Source organism: Mycobacterium sp. Soil_C_30, assembly GCF_057656995.1.
On record NZ_JBDGJH010000003.1, the window covers coordinates 83,418 to 105,758 of the forward strand.

At 63.8% G+C, this 22,341-nt stretch carries 17 protein-coding genes; 8 read left to right on the forward strand and 9 right to left on the reverse strand.

The annotated features are described in order from the left end of the window. Nucleotides 1–77: 77 nt before the first annotated feature. Nucleotides 78–629, forward strand: a complete 552-nt coding sequence (locus AC3A6P_RS06075) for a YaeQ family protein (protein WP_487689603.1) — start codon at nt 78–80, stop codon at nt 627–629. Nucleotides 630–1,934: 1,305 nt separating this feature from the next. Here AC3A6P_RS06075 and AC3A6P_RS06080 read toward each other — a convergent pair. Continuing rightward, nucleotides 1,935–2,636: a GntR family transcriptional regulator gene (locus tag AC3A6P_RS06080; RefSeq protein ID WP_487689606.1), complete on the reverse strand. Its 702-nt coding sequence runs from the start codon at nt 2,634–2,636 to the stop codon at nt 1,935–1,937. Between the two features lie 131 nt (nt 2,637–2,767). Between AC3A6P_RS06080 and AC3A6P_RS06085 the strand changes: the two genes are divergently transcribed. The 5 genes from AC3A6P_RS06085 to AC3A6P_RS06105 all read left to right on the forward strand — a co-directional run bounded on the left by AC3A6P_RS06085 (nt 2,768) and on the right by AC3A6P_RS06105 (nt 8,506). Continuing rightward, complete coding sequence (locus tag AC3A6P_RS06085) at nt 2,768–3,931, forward strand: mandelate racemase/muconate lactonizing enzyme family protein (RefSeq protein WP_487689608.1); 1,164 nt, start codon at nt 2,768–2,770, stop codon at nt 3,929–3,931. A 130-nt stretch (nt 3,932–4,061) separates the two neighbouring features. Then, entirely contained in the window at nt 4,062–5,477 is a 1,416-nt protein-coding gene (locus AC3A6P_RS06090; RefSeq protein ID WP_487689611.1) for a cation:dicarboxylate symporter family transporter, read from the forward strand. A 119-nt stretch (nt 5,478–5,596) separates the two neighbouring features. Next, the gene (locus AC3A6P_RS06095; RefSeq protein ID WP_487689614.1) at nt 5,597–6,544 is read left to right on the forward strand and encodes a phosphoglycerate dehydrogenase; all 948 of its coding nucleotides are present in this window, start codon (nt 5,597–5,599) and stop codon (nt 6,542–6,544) included. A 31-nt stretch (nt 6,545–6,575) separates the two neighbouring features. Next, nucleotides 6,576–7,667: a tartrate dehydrogenase gene (locus AC3A6P_RS06100; protein ID WP_487689616.1), complete on the forward strand. Its 1,092-nt coding sequence runs from the start codon at nt 6,576–6,578 to the stop codon at nt 7,665–7,667. A gap of 26 nt (nt 7,668–7,693) precedes the next feature. Then, nucleotides 7,694–8,506 carry a DUF5718 family protein gene (locus tag AC3A6P_RS06105; protein ID WP_487689619.1) on the forward strand — a complete coding sequence of 271 codons (813 nt, stop codon included), beginning with the start codon at nt 7,694–7,696 and terminating at the stop codon, nt 8,504–8,506. 809 nt (nt 8,507–9,315) lie between these two features. On the opposite strand, the gene AC3A6P_RS06110 is transcribed toward AC3A6P_RS06105, so the two are convergent. The 6 genes from AC3A6P_RS06110 to AC3A6P_RS06135 form a co-directional block, all read right to left on the reverse strand. Beyond that, nucleotides 9,316–9,747, reverse strand: coding sequence for a hypothetical protein (locus tag AC3A6P_RS06110; protein WP_487689621.1), 432 nt, complete (start codon nt 9,745–9,747; stop codon nt 9,316–9,318). Nucleotides 9,748–9,989: 242 nt separating this feature from the next. Beyond that, nucleotides 9,990–10,793 carry an acetolactate decarboxylase gene (budA, locus tag AC3A6P_RS06115; RefSeq protein WP_487689624.1) on the reverse strand — a complete coding sequence of 268 codons (804 nt, stop codon included), beginning with the start codon at nt 10,791–10,793 and terminating at the stop codon, nt 9,990–9,992. 23 nt (nt 10,794–10,816) lie between these two features. Continuing rightward, nucleotides 10,817–12,490, reverse strand: coding sequence for an acetolactate synthase AlsS (gene alsS, locus AC3A6P_RS06120; protein ID WP_487689627.1), 1,674 nt, complete (start codon nt 12,488–12,490; stop codon nt 10,817–10,819). Nucleotides 12,491–12,529: 39 nt separating this feature from the next. Continuing rightward, the gene (locus tag AC3A6P_RS06125) at nt 12,530–14,422 is read right to left on the reverse strand and encodes an FAD-binding oxidoreductase (protein ID WP_487689630.1); all 1,893 of its coding nucleotides are present in this window, start codon (nt 14,420–14,422) and stop codon (nt 12,530–12,532) included. A 393-nt stretch (nt 14,423–14,815) separates the two neighbouring features. After that, a complete protein-coding gene (locus tag AC3A6P_RS06130) occupies nt 14,816–15,721 on the reverse strand; it encodes a LysR family transcriptional regulator (RefSeq protein WP_487689633.1) in 906 nt (301 codons plus the stop codon). A gap of 110 nt (nt 15,722–15,831) precedes the next feature. Continuing rightward, nucleotides 15,832–16,545 carry an alpha/beta fold hydrolase gene (locus tag AC3A6P_RS06135; RefSeq protein ID WP_487689636.1) on the reverse strand — a complete coding sequence of 238 codons (714 nt, stop codon included), beginning with the start codon at nt 16,543–16,545 and terminating at the stop codon, nt 15,832–15,834. A gap of 236 nt (nt 16,546–16,781) precedes the next feature. Between AC3A6P_RS06135 and AC3A6P_RS06140 the strand changes: the two genes are divergently transcribed. Next, nucleotides 16,782–17,408 carry a UbiX family flavin prenyltransferase gene (locus tag AC3A6P_RS06140; protein ID WP_487689638.1) on the forward strand — a complete coding sequence of 209 codons (627 nt, stop codon included), beginning with the start codon at nt 16,782–16,784 and terminating at the stop codon, nt 17,406–17,408. 13 nt (nt 17,409–17,421) lie between these two features. Then, the gene (locus tag AC3A6P_RS06145) at nt 17,422–18,945 is read left to right on the forward strand and encodes a UbiD family decarboxylase (RefSeq protein WP_487689641.1); all 1,524 of its coding nucleotides are present in this window, start codon (nt 17,422–17,424) and stop codon (nt 18,943–18,945) included. Between the two features lie 1,386 nt (nt 18,946–20,331). On the opposite strand, the gene AC3A6P_RS06150 is transcribed toward AC3A6P_RS06145, so the two are convergent. Then, nucleotides 20,332–20,895 (reverse strand): alpha/beta fold hydrolase, encoded by a 564-nt coding sequence (locus AC3A6P_RS06150; RefSeq protein WP_487689644.1) that lies wholly within the window; start codon nt 20,893–20,895, stop codon nt 20,332–20,334. Next, on the reverse strand, nt 20,892–22,337 hold the full coding sequence (locus AC3A6P_RS06155; RefSeq protein WP_487689646.1) for an ABC1 kinase family protein: 1,446 nt from the start codon (nt 22,335–22,337) through the stop codon (nt 20,892–20,894). The genes AC3A6P_RS06150 and AC3A6P_RS06155 overlap by 4 nt, the downstream gene beginning before the upstream one ends. Nucleotides 22,338–22,341: the final 4 nt, after the last annotated feature.

Below are 22,341 nucleotides of genomic sequence, written 5' to 3' on the forward strand. Positions count from 1 at the left end.
CGGCGACGGGCGCGGCGGCCTGACCACTCGAAGCGGCCTGACTGCTCGGGGAACACCATCAGGGTGGACACTATGGCGTGGCTCTTTCTGCAACAGTGTTCAAAGTCGAACTCGGCGTCTCTGATGTCGATCACGGTTACTACGCCGATCACGCGCTGACCGTGGCCCGTCATCCCAGTGAGACCGATGAGCGGATGGTGGTGCGGTTGTTGGCGTTTGGGCTGCGCGCACACCGGCTCAGCGACGTCGACGGGGAGTTGGCGTTCGGGGCCGGCCTGTCCACCCCGGGGATCCCGGACCTGCGGCTCGCCGACTATACGGGCCGGATCCTGGAGTGGATCAACGTCGGCCAGCCTGATGAACGCGTCTTGGGCAAGGCGGCCAGCCAGGCCGATCAGGTGCTGTTATTCCCGTTCGCGGCCGGCGCGGCTACCTGGTGGCGCACCGTCGGCCCCAAAGTGTCGACATGGAAGAACCTGTCGGTGGTGCAGATACCGCATGCACCGGTGCAGCAGCTGGCCCAGACCGTTGACCGACGGTTTGCGGCGCAGGTGATGGTGATTGAAGGTCAGGTGACGATGACCGTGGGCGGTGTCGACGTCACATTTACGCCCGAGCCAATGGAGTGAAGGACCGAGCTGACGTACATAGGGTCCGTCTGGCCGCCATTTCGGGGTTTTGAGCCAAACCACGAGACGGTTCCAGCCTTGCCAGCGGGTCCGGCGCTATCCGCGGGGGATCAGGTGGCACGCCGACTTCGTATCGCTCTGACGCACAGCAGAACCGGGTCAGTGTTACAACGCTTGGTTCGGATTTGCTGCACGAATTGGTGACATCGTGACCTGACCTGCCCGTCGGGTTTCAGTCTTGGTGGCTGACTGGCCGCGACTGGGTGTTGTTGGTGACGGGTAGTTCGCACTCGATCGGGTGATCGGAAGTACGCAGGCACGGAGCCCCGGCACTCGTCGCGGCGGGCTCGATCGCCGCTACGCCGGTGATTTCGCATGGGCCCCCGCGTCGATCGTCGCCGTCGTTAGACAGCGGTCGCCTTCGAGGCGCCGAATCGCACACTGCGGGTCGCTACCGCTCATACCCCTCGACCGGTACGTCTTTGGTCGCGAATCGACGTAACGGGGGCAGTGCGATTCGGTGAGCCGACGCCGACGACCAGTTCCGGCGGGCGCGCACCCACCGTGCGCTGCGGTTGAACATGAGCCATTTACATTGAGGAAGGCGGTGCCGATAAAGGGTCGCTGGCGACTCTGGTTCCACCGCGGATAGATTGCACGCGGTAGTTCCTGCTCTGGCATCAAACATCATGCGCCACACATAGTTTTGATGGAGCCGGGATGCCAAGCGGCAGGCGCGTCACATGACGAGAAGTGATACGCGTTATCAGATCCAGTCGGTTTAGGCGGTGAACGGCCAAAGTACCTTTGTGCCGAGTGGACATAAACTTGAGAAGCCACAGTCGGCGGGGGGTGTGGCTTCTCAAGTTTGATGTCCAATTCCCATTCTGAATGTCCACTCGATGGGCCATTTAAGTGAGAATCGCATCCCTCTCCGGTCGCCGGGTTCTAGATCCGGAAGGTCAGACCAGTGGACTCAGATGCATTGCACTGCAGAGAATTAGAGCGATAAACCATAGTTCGGCACGCGCACGACAGCGACGAGACCAAGCGGAGAGCGCACAGGGGTGCTAGATCCGGCGCGGTTGGGGCCCAATGCCTCGCGACCCGACGCGGTGCGATAGTGCACACCGCGCGTCGGCGGCTTCGTTAGGCGCTTCGAGAGGGTGCTGTGCGGCCTGGCACCTCGCAGCGATCAGCATCTCGCGTTGGAACCAGAACGGGGGCGTCTGCCTGACGTGGCTTCTGCGAATGGTCGTCAGTCTTGTTCGGGCTCACAAAGTCGGGAGGTCACAGGCACTGCAGTTACGCGGTTGCGGATTGGCGTGTCTGCAATTCGTCTTCGAGCGCGTCGATCGCCGATGCGGTCAGGCTGTTCTCGATGTGAAGGCGCGCCAGGTCGTGGGCGGCGGCGATGTCGCGGTCGACGACGAGTTCGAGCATCTGATGGTGCTGGTTGAAGTCGATGGTGCGCGGTTCTTCTCCGGCGGGCAGCATCAGACCGAGTCGGCGGTAGCGGTCGGATTTCGCCCATAGGTCGTCGAGGGTTTTGATCATGACGTCGTTGTGTGAGGCCGCGTACAGCGTGCGATGAAAGGCGCTGTGGGCGCAGAGGCCCTCTTCGCCCCATTCTCGGGTGACCGGAACCAGCTGCGACAGTGCGGCTTTCATGAGGACGACGTCGTCGTCGGTGCGGCGTTCGGCGGCGAGAGCCACCGCGGCGGGCTCCAAGGCCAGTCGTACTTCGAACAGTTGACGCGCTTCATTGGCGCCGATCGCTGAGACGCGGGCGTCTTTGTGGTTGTCGATTTCGATGAGGCCTTCGCCGCTGAGTCGGCGGATCGCTTCGCGGAGTGGGGTGATGCTCATGCGCCACTGTTCGGCGAGTTCGTATTGCGCCAGGCGGGATCCGGCGGGCAGGCCGCCGTTGAGGATGAGGCGGCGCAGTTCGGCGTAGGCCACGTCGGCCTTGCTGGAGAACACATTGGTGGTTCCGGGCGCCGTCATATGTGCCTCATCTCTCTGACCTCGATGTATGACCGCGATCACGAGCTGGGGTTGTGCTGGCGGTCACAGGGAGTCTAGCATCGCTCATCAGTTACAACTCACATCTTATAAGTTACAAGGAAGGTGCACCGATGAAGATCATGTCAATCCACGAGGGCGTCGTCCCGATCAGCTCATCGATCCGCAACGCCTGGATCGACTTCAGCTCGATGGACTGCTCCATCGTGGCCATCGTCAGCGACGTGGTGCGCAACGGCGAGCCGGTGGTCGGCTACGGCTTCAACTCCAACGGCCGCTACTCCGCCGGCGAGATCCTGCGCCGCCGGATGATCCCCAGGCTGCTCGACGCCGACGCGGACAGCCTGGTCGACGAGACCGGCAACATCGACCCGACCAAGGCGTGGCCGTTCATGATGAACAACGAGAAGCCCGGCGGCCACGGCGAGCGTTCGGTCGCGGTGGGTGTGCTGGACATGGCGCTGTTCGACCTGGCCGCCAAGATCGCCGAGAAGCCGCTGTACCGCTACCTGTCGGACCGCTTCGGTGACGGCCAGCCCGACGACTCGGTATTCGTCTACGCCGCCGGCGGCTACTACGCACCCGGCAAGACGCTCTCCGACCTGCAGGACGAGATGCGCCGGTTCCTCGACATGGGCTACTCGGTGGTCAAGATGAAGATCGGCGGCGCCGACCTGACCGAAGACCTCAAGCGCATCGAAGCCGTCATCGACGTCCTCGACGGCGACGGATCCCGCCTCGCCGTCGATGTCAACGGCCGCTTCGACCTGCAGACCGCCCTCGAGTACGCCAAGGCCATCGAGCCCTACGGCCTGTTCTGGTACGAGGAGATCGGCGACCCGCTGGACTACCGCCTCAATGCCATTGTCTCCGAGCAGTACCGAGGCCCCATCGCCACCGGCGAAAACCTGTTCTCCGTCCAGGACGCCCGCAACCTGATCCGCTACGGCGGCATGCGCCCGGACCGCGACTATATCCAGGTCGACCCCGCCTTGAGCTACGGCCTGACCGAGTACATGCGTGTCCAGGACATGCTCAAGGAACACGGCTGGTCCTCGCGCCGCTGCATCCCCCACGGCGGGCATCAGTTCTCGCTGCATATCGCCGCAGCCCTGAAGCTGGGCGGCAACGAGTCCTACCCCGGCGAATTCCAGCCCACCGGTGGCTTCGCCGACGGCGCCGTCGTCAGCGACAGCCGGGTCGGGCTCACCGAGGTGCCCGGCATCGGCTTCGAAGCCAAGAGCGCCTTCTACAAGGTGCTGCGCGAACTCCACTGATCGCGTAAATCGGTGCCCCCGGTGTCGTGGCCGGGCGGCGCGTTAGTTCATCGCTACCCGGCCACCGGCCGCCACCCAGCCCACCCGCATCACGGCCGCAAACACCAAACTGCATCGAAGGAGTCTTGCCATGTCCGCCACCACTGCAGCGCCACCCAAAAAGCGCTCCCGATTCGGATCGCTGATCCGCCAACTGTGGTTCCAAGTCATTCTCGGCGCCGTCCTGGGCATCGCCGTCGGCCTGCTGGCCCCCGAGGTCGGCAAGGCGCTCACCCCGCTCAACGACTGGTTCATCGGCCTGGTCAAGATGATCGTCGTTCCCGTGGTCTTCTGCGTGGTCACTTTGGGCATCGCCACCATGGACAGCCTGCGCCGCGCCGGCCGCATCGGCGTCAAGGCCCTGGGCTACTTCTTTGTCCTGTCGCTGGTGTCGATGCTGATCGGCCTCGCGGTCGCCAACATCTTCCAGCCCGGCAAGGGCATGAACATCGACGTCAACAGCCTCGATGCCAGCACCATTCCCGGTGTCGATTCCGGTGAGAAGGTCGGATTCGTCGAGTTCGTGTCAAACGTGATCCCCGAATCGCTGTTCGGCGCCATCACCGGCCACGCCATCCTGTCGGCACTGGTGGTGTCCCTGCTGATCGGGTGCGCACTCAACGTCACCCGCGAATCCAGCGCGCCAATCACCAAGGCAATCCAGGCACTCTCGCACGTGGTGTTCAAGATCGTCGGCTGGGTGATGTGGCTGGCCCCGATCGGCACCTTCGGTGCGCTGGCCTCCGTTGTCGCCAAATACGGCGCTTCCAGTCTGCAGCAACTCGGCTTCCTCATCCTGCTGTTCACCGGGACCTGCATCGTCTACGTGGTCGTACTGCTGGGCCTGATCTCCCGGGCCTGCGGCCTGGGTCTGATCCCGCTGATGCGCTACCTCAAGACCGAACTGCTGATCGCGCTGAGCACCTGCTCCAGCGAAGCGATCCTGCCGCAACTGGTGCGCAAACTTGAACACCTCGGTGTCGGTAAACCGGTTGTCGGGCTGGTCATTCCGGCTGGCTTCTCGTTCAACCTGGATGGCTCGGCGGTGTATCTGACGATGGCGTCGCTGTTCCTGGCGCAAGCCGTCGGTATCGATCTGTCGTGGCAGGAACAGCTCATCATGGTCGGGGTGATGATGCTGACCAGCAAGGGCACGGCTGGCATCGCGGGTGGTGCCTTCATCGTGTTGGCCTCCACCATTACCGCGGTCGGTCACGTTCCACTGGCCGCGCTCGCGCTGATCGTCGGCATCGACCGGCTGCTGAACGAGGGCCGGGTGTTCATCAATGTTCTCGGCAATGCCATCGGTACCATCGTGATCGCGAAGTGGGAGAACGACTTCGACGCCGACCGGGCACGCGACGTGCTCGCCGGGAAAATCGAGTTCAACATCGAGGACGAAGAACTCGATGTACTGGCCGCGGGGACTGAGCACCAGGCCACTGCCGGAGACGACGTAGCCGAGTCGGCGTCACCCTCCCGCGCTAACGCGCACGTGTCGCACTGATCGCCGCAACAGTGTTTCTCGATCCGTGAGGACAGGGCCGCCGCGGCCGCACAGGCGGCGGCCCTGCCGCAACTGTCCGAACGAATCTCTCGTCTGACCAAACCAGAAGGAAAAGCCTGATGGCCCGCATCCTGGTCACCACTGACTACCTGCGTCCCGGGGACGAGGTGGACGCCGTGCTGCGACGTCACGGACATCAGGTCACCTATCGCCCGGCGGCCGGCAAGCGAGCTGCCGACGAAGCGCTCACCCTGTTCGACGGCATTGACGCCGCCATCATGGCCAGTGAGCCCGTCACCGCCGAGATGCTCGACACGGCAGGTGAACTGAAAGTCATCGCCCGCAGCGGCGTGGGTTACGACTCGATCGACGTCGCCGCCGCCGCGGCGCGCGGTATCCGGGTATGCAACACCCCCGGCGTCAACCACCATGCCGTCGCCGAAATGACCCTCGCGTTGATGCTCACCGCCGCGCGCCGCTTGCGTGCCGTGATCGAGGGAGTCCGCGCGGGAGGCTGGCCGCGAGAAGCTGGGCACGAACTGCGCGGCGCCACGCTCACCGTCCTTGGTTACGGGCCCAGCGGACGCGCCGTTGCGTACCTCGGAGCTGCGTTCGGTATGACCGTGCTGGTCCACACCGCACATCCCGACCCGGACGACACCTCCGTTCAATTCGTGGACCGTGACACCGCGATCACCGCGGCCGACTACCTGAGCCTGCACACCCGCGCCGACCCCACCACCCACCACCTCATCAACAGCGCCACCCTGCGCGCCATGAAACCCACCGCCGTACTCATCAACACCGCCCGCGGTGCCCTCGTCGACGAGACTGCACTTGCCACAGCGCTGACAACAGGCCAGATCGCCGGCGCAGCACTCGATGTCGTCGACGTCGAACCACTGCCTGCCGACAGCCCTCTGCGTCATCTAGACAACGTGGTTGTCAGCTCGCACCTGGCCGGCCAAACCGTCGAGGCGCGCAACCGCGCCGGACTGGCCGCCGCGCACGAGGTTCTTGCCGTACTCGACGGCCGCGAACCAAAACACCCCGTCGACCGAGCCTAGAAACACCGCTCCACCGAAAGGCATCCCCAACATGACCACGCATCGCAGCAAGACCCACCGGATCGCCGTCATTCCCGGCGACGGGATCGGCACCGAGGTCGTGCCCGAAGGCCTGCGCGTACTCGACGCCGCGGCAGCCGCATACGACGTGAAACTGGACTTCACCCACTTCGAGCACTCCAGCGCCGACTACTACTCCAAGCACGGCAAGATGCTGCCCGACAACTGGTTCGACGAACTACGCGACTTCGACGCGCTGTTCTTCGGCGCCGTCGGCTGGCCCGAGGTGGTGCCCGACCACATCTCACTGTGGGGCAGCCTGCTGCAATTCCGCCGCGCCTTCGATCAGTACGTCAACTTGCGGCCGGTCCGATTGATGCCGGGTGTCCCGAGCCCACTGGTCGGCCGTCAACCCGGTGACGTCGACTTCTACGTGGTGCGGGAGAACACGGAAGGCGAGTACTCCAGCGTCGGTGGCAAGATCTTCGAAGGCACCGACCGCGAGACGGTGCTGCAAGAAACGATCATGACCCGCACCGGGGTCGACCGAATCCTCAAGTTCGCATTCGATCTCGCCCAGACCCGATCCAAGAAACACCTCACCTCGGCGACCAAGAGCAACGGAATCTCCATCTCCATGCCGTACTGGGACGAACGCGTCGCGGCGATGGCCCCCAACTATCCCGATGTCGAGGTCGACAAGTACCACATTGACATTCTGACGGCGAACTTCGTCATGCACCCCGACTGGTTCGACGTCGTGGTCGCCTCAAACCTGTTCGGAGACATCCTGTCTGACCTCGGCCCGGCCTGCACCGGCACCATCGGCATCGCCCCCAGCGCCAACATCAACCCGGAGCGGAAATACCCGAGCCTGTTCGAACCCGTACACGGCTCAGCCCCCGACATCGCCGGCCGCGGCATCGCCAATCCGATCGGACAGATCTGGTGCGCCTCCATGATGTTGGAACACCTCGGCGAACCCCAGGCCGCCGCCGCCGTACTCGCCGCAATCGAAACCGTGCTGGCCCGCGGTGGAGACACCTTGACCCCTGACATGGGTGGGAGCGCCACCACCGAAACCCTCGGCAAGGCCGTCGCCGACGCCATCACCGCATCATGAGTGGCGCCACCCAGCGACCGCCGCACATGATCACCATTGATCTTGACGAGCTGCGGACATGGTTTGGGATCGGTGTCGCCGGCAACTTCGCCGGCCACCTGGAGCAGGCCGGCGAAGCAGCGGACTTCCTGAACGTCACCTCCAAGGGAGCCGCACCCAAGGGGATTTTCCCCTGGTACGCACCCAACAACGACACCTTCCTGGGTGAATTCCCGCTGTCGCACAACACCATCGAGCTACCACCCGCAGGCCCCACCGACGGGCCACTGAACCTGCAAATCGAACCGGAGGTCGGCCTGGCGTGCCGGGTCACGTGGCAAGGAGACACCGTAACGAGCCTGCAGCCCTTTGCCCTCGGCGCGTTCAACGACTGCTCGATCCGACGGCCCAATGCGCCGAAGATCAGCCACAAGAAAAACTGGGGGAGGGCGTCCAAAGGCGTTGCCGCGCAATTCTTCGAGATCTCTGACTTGACACCAAACGGCCCCACCGCCACCCTCCGCCTGGCATGCGCGCTACTCACCGCCGACGGCCAGGAACACGCGTACGGCGTCGACAGTCCGCTGCAGGGCTACTCTTACTACGGCGCAACGCTGCTCGACTGGATCATCGAACAGCTCGCCAATCAGAAGGGGTCCGAGGACACCCCACTTGAAGATGTCGGCGCAGCGATGGCGGCCAGCGGTCACCCCCACAACGTTCTCATCGGGATCGGGGCAACGAAGTACACCCCGTTCGGTGCAACCACCTTCCTGCAGCCCGGCGACCAATCCATCGTCCGGATCTACGACACCGACTCCGAGGCGTTCTCCGAGGTTCGACAGAAGGTATCGCACTGATCCCGCCGGTAGCTGCTCCGCACGACCCGAGCTACACGGGCTGAATGACCGGGCTTTCAACCATTATCCGTTCTTGTCCCGCGTGCGATCGAGTAATGACGATGCGTATGTCGAGAGGTTGTCCTTGGTAACCGGGCAGCAGCGTGGGCGCCGATGAAGAACTGACGTCGCTCTTGGCTCGATGGCTAGCGGCCTGGCTCGGGGCATTGTTTGTCGGGAGGGCCCGCCAGCGAGGTGCAGCCTTGATGTACGGTGCTGCTCGTTCCGTAGCCAGGGGGGCTTATCGGGTCGTACATCCAGAATTCACTGCGGACTCGCGCGCTGTGGGCCCAGCTGCCACCGGCGAACTTCACAACGTAGTGCCCGTCCGGGTCGGGGGTAGCCGGCGCGAATATCGCTGTGACGACACAGTAGAGGCCGTCGTCCTCCACCCAGCGGCCCCTGACGCCGTTATAGATCCTCGGCGGGTACTGCCTAGTCCGTGCTGTGGCGGTGGCTGTGGCGCTGCCGCCCTGAGACTGACTGCGCAACTGCACCGTTGCGCCATCGCGCATCCCAGCGTTGGTGGATCGTCCGGCGCAGCGACCGCCGGAGAAGGTGTCGAAAGAATCGGCCAATGCCCATACCGCGGTGACGGCCCGTTGATCCGCGATCCACTGGAGCCGTGACGGATCCGTGCGTCTCTGGAACACGTTCTGGTTCGACTGTCAGCCTGATGTGGGTTGACGTCGTCGGCCATCTCGATGTCATCGAACTTGCTGCGGGCGATCACGCTTTGTTGCTCCTCGACGATGAGTGCACGTCGATGCTCATGGGGTCGCGGCCGTATCGAGACCGACTCGAAGGAGGGCGGTCTGCAACTGTCCGACATCGGTGACGGTTTCGATCGGCGTGGGTTGTCCGGGCAGGCCGTAGAAGTCGATGCGCACCAGCGCGCGCTTGTACCGGTACATCAGTGCGGTCGCAGTTTGGGTGCCGTCGGGTGTTGTTCCGGAGATGACAAAGGCCTCATCGCCTACCGCGATGGAACGCGGTGGATCCAGCGATTTCACGGTGGCGAGGTTCGCAACTGCTTTGGGGAGTTCGGTGGGTGCGGCGGCTTCCTCGGCCAGGACGACAATAGTGACGCCGATGGCGTTGGTGGAGTCGTTGCTTGTCAGCATGACCTCGGCGCCGGGGATGCCGTCGGGGTTGAGGGTGGCAGGCTGGGGGATGGTGTAGCCGTTGTTGGGTCGTGCCAAGTCTTCGGGTTGTATGAGTAGTTTTCGGTAGTCGTAGGGCGCTGATTCTGGTGGCGGGTTCTCGGTAGGCGGCTGTGTCTGTGCGGTGCTGGACGCTGCGCTGGGCGCGAAGTTCGACAGCGGAGTGGTGAGGGGGCCACCGCCGGCGCAGGCGCTGACGCCGAGAACGAGTACCGCGACAAGTCCGGTTGTCGATCTCGGTTGGAGCACAGCGGGAGTGGCGCGATCGCTGTCACACTGCATCAGTCGCCGCCTTCTGCGTGGTGGATCTGTGCAGAGAGGTCCTCGCCGACGAGGTTGGCGTGTTGAAAAGCGTCGGTGGTCGGCAGGCTCAGGTGCAGTTCGGCGGCGGTGCTGATCGCGATGTGACCGGCTTTGAGGGTGAAGTCCAGGACGTGTCCGCCGCTGGTGTGGGTGTTGTCGAGGAAGTGCAGATGATAGCCGGCCACCGAGATGCCCTGTTCGAACTCTGGTGTCCGGAAGCCGACGAGTACGCCGGCCACTTGGTCGAATGTCTTGTCGGCCTGCCCGTCGCTGGCTTCGGCCAGGGTTGGGTAGGGCGGAGTCTGGGCTTTGACCGTGCGGGTGTGCACACTGGTGAAGGAGCCGGTGATGCGGATGGCGTGAATGAGGTTGTGGCTGTGGATGGTGTCGTCGATGAGCGTGAGTACATCTGCACGGCTGGTGGGGTTGCCAACGGTGACGGTGGTACCAGGGGTGAAGTAGGTGACCGCGGCGAATGGTGTGCGGTCGGTGCGGTTCGCTTCGGTGGCGCTGCCATCGGAGCGCAGGTGGTAGCACACGCCGTCGAGGACGATCATTTCCCCGTCGAGACGATTGAAGGTGCCCAGGCCGAAGTCGCCGTGGCGCAACAGTTCTTCGATGGTGAGTTCGCCGTCGTAGACGCCGTCGAGCAGCGCGCTGATGGTCGATGACTGAAACACCTCAGCGGTACGGGGGTGGTGGCCTGCCGCGGTGCTGTGGTGGGTGATCGTGCGCTGTACCCATGTTCTGAACTGGTCGAGGGTGGAATGTGCCGGTGTCATGATGAGGTTCCCGTCGTGCCGGGCTATTCGAAGGCGTCGTGGTGGAGGTGGGCTGCCAGGTCGGTGTTCCTGCTGTAGTCGACAGGGACGTCGATCACTGTTGGTCCGTCCTCGTTCAAAGCTTGTGCGAGTGTGGTGGTGAACTCGTCGATGTCGGTGATGCGGTACCCGTGTGCTCCGAAAGCGGCTGCGTAGCTCGCGATGTCGTAATCACCCAGCTGTACGCCGGATTTACGGCCGTACTTGAGGAGTTCCTGGAATCCGACCATGTCGTAGGTGTTATCGCGCAGGATGATATGGGTGAGGTTAAGACCGAGCCGTGCTGCGGTTTCGAGTTCCTGGGCGGAGAAGAGAAATCCGCCGTCACCGGAGATGGACACGATCTGTGTGCCGGGGCGCACTAGCGCGGCGGCCATGGCCCAGGGCAGCGCAACGCCAAGAGTCTGTTGTCCGTTGGAGAACAGGAGTCGGCGGGGTTCGTAGGCCCGGAAGTGGCGGGCCATGTAGATGTACACCGAGCCGATGTCGCAGGCGATGGTGGCGTCGTCGTCGAGGTGCTCGCGCAGCGCCAGGGCCACGGCGGTGGGGTTGAGTCCTGCTGCCGTGGTGGGGATTGCGCGTTCGGTGGTGTCGATGTCAGCCAGTGCCTGGCGTTGGTGGGCGATGTCGCGGGTGAAGTCGCCGGTGAGGGTCAATCCAGATAGCAGGTGAGTGAGTTCGGCCAGGGTGTGGGCGATGTCGCCGAGCAGTTCGGCTGCGGGCTGGTAGTGGTTGTCGATGCCGGCGGGCAGGGAGTCGATGTGGATGACGGTGCGGGTCGGGTCGTCGTTCCAGAGTCCTGGGTCGTATTCGACGGCGTCGTAGCCGATGGTGATCAGGACGTCGGCTTGGGAGACGAGGACGTCGCCGGGTTGGTTGCGGAACAGCCCGACGCGTCCGAGGTAGTGCGGTTCGAGGTCGCGGGAGATGACGCCGGCGCCTTGGAAGGTTTCGACGACGGGTAACCCGGTGGTGGATACGAGTTCGCGCAGCGCTGCGCAGCTCTCGGGTGCTGCGCCGCGGATGCCGACGAGCAGGGTAGGGCGTTGCGCGGCAGTGATCAGGTCGGCGGCGGCGCGGATCGCCGTGGTGGGCGCGCCGGCGGGTGTGGGTACCGGGTGGTGTGTGGTGATCGCCGCCGCGGTGGGCGCGCTGAGCACATCGGCGGGCAGGACCAAGGCTGTTGCGCCGCGCGGTTCGGTCAGTGCGGCACGAAAGGCGTTGACGGTGGCTTCGGCGGCGTTGTCGGCGTCGTTGATTTCCCCGGTGTGTTTGGTGACGGTGGTGAGGAATGCTGCAGCATCCATTGACTGGTGGGTGCGTTTGAGGCGGTCGGCGCGGCCGACGGCGCCGCACAGTGCCACCACCGGGTCTTGTTCGGTGTTGGCGGTGAGCAGTCCGGTGGCCAGGTTGGTGGTGCCGGGACCGGAGGTGACGACGACGACACCGGGTGTGCCGGTCAGCCGGCCGACGGCCGCGGCCATGAAGGCGGCGTTCTGTTCGTGGCGGCACACGATGACTTCGGGCCCACCGTCGGCCAGAGCGTCGTAGACGGCGTCGATCTTGGCGCCGGGCACGCCGAACACGTAGGGCACCTTGTAGGCGGTGAGGACGTCGACGATGCGCTGGGCGCTGCGGGCGGGGCCTTCGCTGGTCATGGCTGGTCCTTTGTCGGGCGAGTTCAGGGGTGGGTTCGGTCAGCTGCCCGCGCTCTGCTGCTGCACTGTGATCTTGAAGATGGCGGTGGTGATGGTGCCTAAGGTGTTGCCGCTACCGATGAACAACCGTTTGGTGTCGTAGCCGGCGACGTCTTTCATGCTTTCGCCACCGAACCGCGCGGGTGTGTTGCCATCAGGGAGAACCACGTTGAGTCCGAGTAGTGCGTGGCGGACGGCAGTGCGCTCGGCGCCAGTGGCGTTGGCGATCAGCTCGCCGATGGTGCGCTGGGTGTCAGTGGAGGGGATGGCAGCGCAGCTGACACGGTTGCGATCCAAGTGTGCGGTGAGTTCGGCGAGCGTTACGCCGGCGCCAACGACCAGGCTGAGGTTGGCGGCGTTGACCACGGTGTGGGTGTCGGCATCGGGTGCGGCAGCGACCGGGGGTGGTGGGGTACTGACAGCGCCGGCCCGGTATGGCGCCAACGCTGCCTCCACGGCGTGCTCGAAGCGGCTGACGTCGGGTTCGGCGACGGACTCGTCGGGCAGCATGATGCCGGGATTGAGCAGCCCGTGGGGGTCGAAGACCCGCTTGATGGCGCGCTGAGCGGCGATCTCCACGGGGGTGAAGCGCTTGGTCATGAAGGGGCGCTTCTCGGTACCGACTCCGTGCTCCCCGGTGATTGTGCCTCCCAGACTCAGTGCCGCATCGATGATTTCGTTGTTGGCGGCTTTCAGGGCTGCGGGGGCTTTGGGGTTGTCGCGGTCGTAGAAGGTGAACGGGTGCAGATCTCCGTCGCCGGCGTGCCCGCAGGTCATGATGAACAGCAGTCCGTCGGTGTGGCGCGCGGCTGCGGCCTGGATGGCTTCCTGCATCTCGGGGAAGTGCTGACGGGGCACGGTGACATCGCCGATGAAGAAACCTTTGCCGCTCTTGACCACGAGGTCGGGGGCGGCCAACCTGCCGAACCAGAGCTTGTGCCGGTCGTCCTCGCTGTCGGCGCGACGCACGTCGACAGCGCGCCGGCGCATCACCTCGTCGACAATTGTGGTGTCGCGTTCGACCTCTTCGTCGGTGCCGTCGAGATCGACGAGCACGATGGCTGCGGCGTCCTGAGGGTAGCCGGTGTCGACGTACTGCTGGAGGCCGACGATGCCGGTGTGGTCGAGCCATTCGACGCAGGCCGGCACGGTGCCGGTTTGGATGATCGCAGCGACGGTGTCGGCGGCGTCGCGGGCGGTGGCGAAGCTACCCATGAGGCTGCGGGTGACGGCCGGGATGGGGCGCAGCGCGACGGTGGCTTCAGTGAGGATGGCAAGTGTGCCCTCGGATCCGATGAGAATGCCGAGCAGGTCGGTGCCCTCGGCGTCGGCGGTGAGGGTGACGATGGTGCCGTCGGCGAGTACGGCCTCTGCTTCGAGCACGTGGTGGTAGGTCACGCCGTATTTGAGTGCGTGGGGGCCGCCGGCGTTCTCGATGATGTTGCCGCCTACGGTGGCGAAGTGCGACGAGACGGGGTCTGGTGAGAAGCACAACCCATGCGGGGCAAGGGCTTCCTGCAGAGTGCTGTTCACGACGCCCGGCTGCACCCGCGCAGTACGCGCGTCGGCGTCGATGCTGATGAGGCGGTCCATCCCGGACAGGTCGATCATGACCCGGTCATCGCCCGCCATCACGGCACCAGCGCAGTTGGACGCGCCGCCTCGCGTGACCAACCGAACGCCGTGTTCGGCGGCGAGGCGCACGATCGCCACCACCTCATCAGTGGTGTGGGGTTTGACGACCAGTACCGGAGTGCCGCCCAGGCCCCAGTAGTCATGGCTGTGCGCGGCGAGTGCATCAGCATCGGTCAGTACGGCGTCAGGGCGCGATAGCGAGTCGGAGAAAGCCTGCGCGAGTGCAGGAATGGATACGTGGGACTCCACTGTGGACATGAGGGCTCTCTTTCGCACGAGATGGGGTGTTGCGACCGAGGTGAGGGGAAGGTGTGACGGAGTGCGGGGCTCGATCAGTGGTGTCGGTCTGATCGCCGGCGCATCACCGTGTGACTCTGAGTCTGATGATGTTGTCGACCCAAGCTTCGCGCAGTGATGTGGGTGCGGTCCAATTGGTTCTTCGACCTGGCGGCATAGGTTGCGCCTATACCGTCAGGGTAGGTGCGCCAAAATTGCTGCGTTAACCGCGAATTGGCGCCACGCTTTTCGGAGCAAGAACCGACGTCATTGCCAGACAGCGTTGTTCGTGCCGAGTCGGGAGTGTGGAGCAGACAACCCGCCGGCCGCATCTGCTTCGCTTGAGGATTCGTCGCGGTGTATGGACTCAGGCGATCATGCGCTGAGCTTGCCGTCCTCGATGTTCATGGTGTCCCACAGCTCCAGGAATGCCCGCAGCGGTGCGGACGGCGCGAGATCGTTGCGCCAGATCAGGATCTTCTCGAATCCGACGCGCGGTGCGACGCGCCGAATGGTCAGGCCGGTGTCCCGCAGTGCAGGGTCCGATCGGACACTCAGGGCGACGCCGAGCCCCTGCTGGGCGAAGGTGACCTGTAACCGCACATCGTTGGCGGCATAGTTGGTCCGGAAGTCCAGACCCGCCTCGGCGGCGACCCGTTCGACGCTGGCGCGAAGCGCACTGCTGGTGGGGTAGGTGATGATCGGTGCGCGCGCGATGTCAGCCAGGTCGAGCGGGTCCGAATCGCCCAGGGCGTAGGCAGTTGGGTCGTATGCGGCGACGATCTCGTCCCTGAACATAGGGGAGATGTTCACCGTGGAGGGCAACGCGTCGACAGGACGCGCAATCACCGCTGCGTGCAACTGATTCTGTAGGACCATCTCAAGCAACGTCTTGCTGGGAGCTTCGGCCACGTCGATGTCGATACCTGGATATTTGTGTCGGAGGGCGCCGAGCAGGTTGGGGATCGTGGTGTGCTCGACCCCACCTCCGGTGCCGATCCGGAACTCTCCGCGCAGCAGACCCGCGCGTGCCGAGAATTCCGCCTTGGCGTCTCCGGCGGCCTGGATGCACTGGCGTGCGTAGGGCAGCAGCACCTGACCAGCGTCGGTGAGGGCGGTGGTGCGCTGGGTGCGGTCGAACAGTGCTTCACCGAGCTCGCGTTCGAGACCCTGGATCTGCGCACTGATCGAGGGCTGGGTGATGAAGCACTTCTGAGCGGCTCGGGTGAACGAGCCTTCCTCGGCTACCGCGACGAAGTACTCCAGGGTGCGCAACTCCATGGGCCGATACGATGCCCGATGACTCTGAATGGTCGCTACCGGAATGAGCAGAGATTACTGCTAGCCGGTATGCCGGTGGGTGCGCTGCGTCACAGCAATTGCCAGCGGGGTCAGCCTAGCGCGCCCACAATCTCACGGATGGTGTCGATGACGAAGCCAGGTTGCGACAACATCACCAGATGCGAGGACTCGACCTCGCGGATCGTCGCGCCGGCACGTTCGTAGCCGAAGCGTTGCACCTGCGGAAGGATGCCGTGATCGGAGGTGCACACCACTGCCCAGGTCGGACGAGTCTGCCAGGCTGCTGTCGTGGCGTGTTCGGCGAAGGCAGCCGCCGCCAGGGGTCGCTGTGACACAGCCAGCACCGACGCCAGGTCGGGATCGACGTCGGCGGCCAGTACCGCAGCGAACCTCGCCGGATCCACCGACACATCCACACCGGCGGGAGAGAAGGAAGTAGCCGGGAATGGTGTCTGGATGAGCGCTTCGGGTAGGTCGGAGTCCGGGAACTGGCCTTGAAGCTGGGCCAGGCTCTCGCCTTCGGCCAGTGCGTAGCCGGCCAGATAGAGCAGCGCCGCGACGTTAGAGGCGTTGCCGGCCTCGGTGATGACCGCGCCGCCGTAGGAGTGTCCGACCAGCAGAACGGGCCCCTCGATGGACTCGACGAATGAGCGCACCACCGCCGCGTCTGCGGTGAGGCTGCGGTTGGGCACAGCGACGGCGACCACAGGAATTCCAGAATCCAGTAGGCCCTTGGTGACGGGCTGATAGGACGATGCATCGGCGAAGGCGCCGTGCACGAGAACGACGGTGGGGGTGGGCATCAAAGACACACTCCGATCGAAGACGTAGGAACGCTCACAGCGTGATGGCCGAATCCGCCAGCGTCCAATAGTGTTTGGCGATGCAGCCATAGGTACCGCTGATCCGGCAGCTATCGACGAAGCCGATGGCTGCCGGTGATGATTCCTATTGGACGCCGGCCTACCCGGCGCACCAGACTCCGAACAGTCGATGCGAACTCGCCGCCACGTGGCGGGTCGCCGGAACGGAGTTGAGTGTGAAGCGCAGAGTCATCGTCGGTATGTCGGGAGCCAGTGGTGCGATCTTCGGCATCCGGATCCTGGAAGCCCTTGCCGAAGAACCCGATATCGAGACCCATCTGGTCATGACGCAAGCAGCCAAGCGCACCCTGGCGCTGGAAACCGATCTCACCCTCAGCGATATCGAAGACCGCGCCGACATTGTTCACCGCACCAACGACATCGGGGCCTCGATCGCATCAGGGTCTTTTCGGGCGCATTCGATGGTGGTGGCCCCCTGCTCGATCAAGACGGCATCCGGCATCGCCACCTCATACGCGGACAACCTGCTGCTGCGGGCTGCCGACGTCACCCTCAAAGAGCGCCGCCGTCTCGTGCTGCTGGTACGTGAAACACCCTTGCACGTTGGGCATCTGAGGATGCTCACTCAACTCGCTGAAATGGGTGCGGTCATCATGCCGGCGACACCTGCCTTCTACCAGCGGCCCGCCACACTGCAGGACATCGTCGATCAGACCGCCAACCGCGTCCTGGACCTGTGCGACATAGAACTTCACCGCGACCTGTTCCCTCGGTGGACCGGCGGCGGCCCCGAATCGCAGATCGCCGGCGAACAGCGCCTTCACCTCGCGGCCCACGCCTGAAGACAGGAGCACGATGACCTACCGTATCGACCGCACCCAGATCCCGCGTAGCTACCGCGCCTACCTGGCCGCAATGAAAGAGTTGGGTGAACTCGTCGAGATCAACGACGAGGTCGATTGGAACCTGGAAATGGGCGCCATCTTCCGCCGCGCCGCCGAAACATGCGCACCCATGCCAGTTTTCAACAAGGTCAAGGACGCGGCGCCAGGCTTTCGCGCTGCCGACTGGGGAATGGGAAAGAGCTCGCACCCCGGTCAACCATGGCGCCGGCTGGCGGTCATGATGGGCCTACCGCCCGAGACACCCTTGATGGATATTCAGGCCGCCTACATCGAGGCCAAGGAAAACGGCCGCGCCCACGCACCGCGAATCCTGGATGCGGCCGATGCGCCCTGCAAGCAAAACACCTGGGTGGGCGACCAAGTCGACCTGAACAAGATCCCCGCGCCGCTGGCCCATGACGGCGACGGGGGACGCTACCTGCAGACCGCCGGCCTGAACATCACTCAAACCCCCGATGGGCGCTGGACCAACTGGTCAACCAATCGCGCGGTCATTCTCGATGCCCAGACCATGACCGGTCAATGGTGGCCCAAACAGCACAACGGCATGATCTGGGGCATGTGGCGCGAGCAGAAGCGCGACATGCCATGGGCATGCGCTTTGGGGGTAAGTCCGGTCGCCTCAACCCAAGCCGCATCGCGGATACCGGCATGGGTCGACGAGTATGACGTCGCCAGCGCACTGCTGGATGAACCACTCGACATGGTCAAATGCGAAACCAGCGACATCCTCGTGCCCGCTGACGCCGAGATCATCATCGAAGGGGTCGTCGAGTACGGCACCAGTGAACCGGAAGGCCCCTTCGGGGAATACCCCGGCTACCTGCCCGACGAGACGACGACCTTTCCCCGGCAGAAGGTCACCTGCGTAACCTTTCGTGACAACCCGGTGCTGCCCATGTCGATCCCCGGCGTGCCCATCGACAACTGCCACGTCACCATGGGGTTCTTCATCTCCTCCGATTCGGTGGTCGAGCTACGCAAGGCCGGCCTGCCCGTCCTCGACGGCATGTACCTCTTCGAAGCCGCCATTCTGTGGTTCGTCGTCCGTGTGCCCACCGACTGGCACGAACGCACCGGCTGGACACTCGACGAGTTCATGAATCGTCTCGGCAACACTTTCTGGACCCAACACGTGGGCGATACCGTCACCAAAATCCTTGTTGTCGGTGAGGACATCGACCCTTCCGACGTTCAGCAGGTGGTGTGGGCCTTCGCGTCACGCAACCACCCGACATTCACCACCTACTTCTTCCCCGAACTGCAAGCGTTCGGCGACGGTATCGAGTCCTACCACGTCGCTCGCGAACTCGCCGAGAACCGAGGAACCTCCCTCGTGATCTACGCCTGCCTGGAAAACGCCGACAGAGTGGGCCGGCCCCAGAAGCGAGTTATGTCCTTCGACAAGAACTACCCAGCACCGGTGAAGCAGAAGGTCCTCGACAACTGGGAACGGTGGGGATTCACGTCGTAATCCAGCCCAAAAAGCGCCTGACACAGAGGATCTGGCATGGCGAGACCTGATGTCCACTTCTACCGGCCAGTCGACGGGACGGGACTTCCCCACGACCCGTTCAACGCGATCGTCGGACCACGACCCATCGGATGGATCTCCAGCATCGACCGCGCCGGTATACGAAACCTCGCCCCGTACAGCTTCTTCAACGGCTTCAACTATCACCCCCCGGATCATCTTGTTCTCCTCTATCGGCTGGAAAAACACCGCCGCCAACATCGACACCACCGGAGAGTTCGTCTGGAACCTGGCCACGCGCCAGCTCGCGACACAGATGAATCAAACCGCCGCGACATTGCCGGCCGAACACGATGAATTCGAAAGTGCACGGCTGACACCGGTTCTCTCAACCGTGGGTCTCGGCGCCACACGTGCAGGAAGGTCCAGTCAACTTCGAATGCCAACTGACACAAGTCACACAGCTTCAGCAGGCCGACGGTACCGCTGTTGATACCTGGCTCGTGCTGGGCGAAGTTGTCGCCGTACACGTCGACCGAGCCTGGCTAACAAACGCTATCTACAACACCGCCGGACCACACCCCGTCCTTCGTGCCGGCGTCCCAGCGAGCTACGCGGAGATCGGTCCCGGTACCCTGTTCGACATGACCCGCCCCGCCTAGCCAACCTGGTCATCCGCCGGATACGGCAGTAATGCGAGCGTGATCGGCCGGGGGCGGGTCAGTACACGATGGGCATTTGGCCACGTATGTGAGAATTTCATCTATCGAGTTGTTGCGCGAATGATAGTCGTTAAACCCGGGCCGGCGATACGAGGTGGTAAATACCTTTTTTGCGCAACAGATTTGATGAACAGCCGCTACGCACCACGGTGTGGGTTGCTGGTGCCTGCAGCTGGCGAGGATCCTGCGCCCGCAATCCGAGAGGGCGCAGAAGCACAAAGCGGCAAGGCCGATGCAGGTCTCGCCCAAGCCGTGCGGCTAATAGGCCGGACGGTATTCAGGGGAGAGGGACGTGAGGTGATCTCCACCAGCTGAGTTGATTGTGGGGATTAGCCCTAGCGCGAGAGGTGTGTAAGCACGAACTGGCGGATGCAGGCATTGACCTCTGCGGGATCCTCGGCGGGCAGCAGGTGGGAGGCGTTGGGCCATTGTCGGTGACGCCAGGCTGGCACCACCGATTTGATTCGGTGAATCGCTTTCTCCTCTGAGGTGTGGATTGAGTTGCCTGCGATGAGCACTTGGACAGGAAGCCCTACTGAGCGGAGTAGACGATTGCCCGTGTATCGCAGGGGTGGTGTGTTTATGGGTGCTGCGAACGTGTCGAACCCGGTCACGAAGACTCTGGTGAGTACGTCGATCGCGGTACCTGGCTGGGGGTGGCCCGTCACCCACGCCGCGGCGCGTTGGGCTTGCTTGGAGCGAGGGCACGACAGGAGCAGTGCCAGGCTCGCCAGAATCGTGTTGAGAGTCGAACAACCGTGGCGGCTGGATCAATGAGCGTTAAGGTCGCTATCCGTCGAGGTGCGTATGCGGCGGTGTGGGCGGCTAGCCAACCACCGTAGGAATGCCCGACGAGGTGTGCGCCGCGGAGCCCGAGGCTCGTCAGCACCGCGTCGATGTTGTGGGCGGCATCGGCCGGGGTGGACATCTTCCTGGTCTGCACCCCTGCTCCTGGTTGCCCAAGCATGTCTATCGCGTACACGGTGAAATCGTTTGTCAATTCACCGACTTGCGCCCACCACATCGCCGATGTCATGAAGAAGCCGTGGATAAGCACAATCGGCACGCCGTGGCCCGGTCCGTGCTGGTAGACCCGGACGCTGCCGTGCTCGGTTGCGATGTTGTGCAGCGCGTCTGGTGACGGGCTCAGGGCCCGCAGTTCGTCGTAGGCGCTCAGAAAGCGTTGACGCGCCTCGGGGCTCTTGTATCCGCCGTGCGCCAAACTCATTGGTCGCCTGCGGTTCTGGTATCCGTTCGGGATCGGTCATGGTGACCCAGGGCTGAGGGCAGGTTGCGGTCGCGGGTCCAGGTGTGGTGCAGCCTGCCGAGTTCAGTGACGGGTTCGCTAACGCCGTCCAGGTCGTTCATGATGGCTCTCATTGGCAAGGTGGCGCCGAGGCCGGCGGCTACGGCGTTGAGGGCGAAGGTTCCGCGGCTGGCGAACACGTAGTCGTCTGGCGCGTTCATGCGGCCGAGCGGATGTTCGGAGCCGCGGACATCGAAGTAGGCCGCAATGATTCGCCCGGTGGTTTGCGGTGTGTAAGTTGCTGGCTGTGGCGACGTGACGATTTCGTGGAGCGCCTCTGCCTGCCATTGGTACAACTCGTCGGCGGTGACGTCGGAGTCGTTGTCGAGGAAACCTGCCTGCACCATCAGGTCGCGGTAGTCGTCCTTGCGGCCGTCGATGACGGCGCGCGTCATGGCAACCAGTCGCCACCGCTCCGGTTCGGGCAACACCTTCACGCAGCCGAAGTCGACGAAGCCGACGCTGCCATCAGTGTTGAAACGAAAGTTCCCCGGATGCGGATCGGCGTGCAGCAGGTTCGAGTACCGAAAGTTGCCTTGGTTGAACCGAATGACGGCTTCAGCCCAGGTGTTCTTCAAACCCTGCTCGGCGTGTTGCGCCTCCGGCCAGTCCATCCCGTCGAGGTAGGTCATCGTCAGCACCCGCTCGCTCGAGGTCGTGTGATGGACCTTCGGAATTCGAATGAACGGATGGTCCTGGTACAGGCTGGTGAAGGTCTCTATCGTCGCCGCCTCGTGGCGGTAGTCCACTTCTTCGATTATCCGTGCCGCCGCCTCTCGGGCGACAGCGCGCACATCGAGTCGCACCCCCGCCGCCGAAGTCATGAATCGCAGGAATGTGGCCAGCAGTTCGGTGTTGGCCAGATCGGCGCGGATCGCCTGGGCGACGCCTGGATACTGGATTTTGACCGCTACCTGACGTCCGTCGTGGAGAACGGCGCGGTGCACCTGACCGATCGATGCCGCAGCGATGGGGGTCTCAGTGAAGTCGGCGAAGAGGGCGATATTTCGGCCGAGTTCGGCGTCGAGCACCTCACGCACCAGTACGGGATGCATGGGTGGAGCGTCGGCCTGCAGCCGGCGCATCGCGTTCTGGTAAGGCCAGAAGCCGCCTGTCCCGAGTTCTCGACTGTCCATCATGGACATCATTTGGCCGGCCTTCAGCAGCACGCCCTTGGAATTACCCAGCAGATCGGTGTAGCGCTCGGCGGTGCGTTCATGGAACCGGCGCACCTCACCCTCGTGACCGGCGCGCTCGCGGATGCCTGCCAGCACTCGGCCGCCAGCAGCCTGGGCAGTGAATCGGGCCAGTGGCATGGTGCGTCGAATGCGGCCGTGCGGTATGTGCTCCGCTGGTTTCACCATTTGT

Excerpts from the sequence above, each read along its gene's own strand:
- AC3A6P_RS06100 (WP_487689616.1), top strand. The coding sequence starts at position 6,576 with ATGACCACGCATCGCAGCAAGACCCACCGGATCGCCGTCATTCCCGGC.
- AC3A6P_RS06130 (WP_487689633.1), bottom strand. The coding sequence starts at position 15,721 with ATGGAGTTGCGCACCCTGGAGTACTTCGTCGCGGTAGCCGAGGAAGGC.
- alsS (WP_487689627.1), bottom strand. The coding sequence starts at position 12,490 with ATGACCAGCGAAGGCCCCGCCCGCAGCGCCCAGCGCATCGTCGACGTC.
- AC3A6P_RS06085 (WP_487689608.1), top strand. The coding sequence starts at position 2,768 with ATGAAGATCATGTCAATCCACGAGGGCGTCGTCCCGATCAGCTCATCG.
- AC3A6P_RS06150 (WP_487689644.1), bottom strand. The coding sequence starts at position 20,895 with ATGAGTTTGGCGCACGGCGGATACAAGAGCCCCGAGGCGCGTCAACGC.
- AC3A6P_RS06125 (WP_487689630.1), bottom strand. The coding sequence starts at position 14,422 with ATGTCCACAGTGGAGTCCCACGTATCCATTCCTGCACTCGCGCAGGCT.
- AC3A6P_RS06095 (WP_487689614.1), top strand. The coding sequence starts at position 5,597 with ATGGCCCGCATCCTGGTCACCACTGACTACCTGCGTCCCGGGGACGAG.
- AC3A6P_RS06145 (WP_487689641.1), top strand. The coding sequence starts at position 17,422 with ATGACCTACCGTATCGACCGCACCCAGATCCCGCGTAGCTACCGCGCC.
- AC3A6P_RS06080 (WP_487689606.1), bottom strand. The coding sequence starts at position 2,636 with ATGACGGCGCCCGGAACCACCAATGTGTTCTCCAGCAAGGCCGACGTG.
- AC3A6P_RS06105 (WP_487689619.1), top strand. The coding sequence starts at position 7,694 with ATGATCACCATTGATCTTGACGAGCTGCGGACATGGTTTGGGATCGGT.
- AC3A6P_RS06135 (WP_487689636.1), bottom strand. The coding sequence starts at position 16,545 with ATGCCCACCCCCACCGTCGTTCTCGTGCACGGCGCCTTCGCCGATGCA.
- AC3A6P_RS06090 (WP_487689611.1), top strand. The coding sequence starts at position 4,062 with ATGTCCGCCACCACTGCAGCGCCACCCAAAAAGCGCTCCCGATTCGGA.
- AC3A6P_RS06155 (WP_487689646.1), bottom strand. The coding sequence starts at position 22,337 with ATGGTGAAACCAGCGGAGCACATACCGCACGGCCGCATTCGACGCACC.
- budA (WP_487689624.1), bottom strand. The coding sequence starts at position 10,793 with ATGACACCGGCACATTCCACCCTCGACCAGTTCAGAACATGGGTACAG.